We start from the raw sequence: 265 nt of genomic DNA on the forward strand, positions 1-265 counted from the left end.
GCCCTCATCGGCCCATTTGCGGAAGGAAACGATATCCTTGGACCATGGTCTTTCCTCGGTTCAACCGATGATGCGATTACGGTAAAGGCTGGGATCGAGCAAAAGCTAAACAAAGAAGTGATAGCCGCTAAAGGCATTGACATTGAAACAGGAGAAGATGATGATTTACAAAAAGCTATCAAGTTAGCAGGTGAGGCAGAAGTAGTTGTTCTTGCACTTGGCTAGGCTTCGGAAATGAGTGGAGAAGCAGGCTCAAGAACAAATA

General features: G+C 45.7%; 1 pseudogene. It reads left to right on the forward strand.

The window, feature by feature from the left end:
- Positions 1–225, forward strand: a pseudogene (locus RG959_RS24320) (beta-glucosidase); the annotation flags it as partial.
- Between the last annotated feature and the right edge of the window lie 40 nt (positions 226–265).

Origin of the sequence: Domibacillus sp. 8LH (genome assembly GCF_038806185.1) — a bacterium.
In the GTDB taxonomy this organism is placed as follows: domain Bacteria; phylum Bacillota; class Bacilli; order Bacillales; family Domibacillaceae; genus Domibacillus; species Domibacillus indicus_A.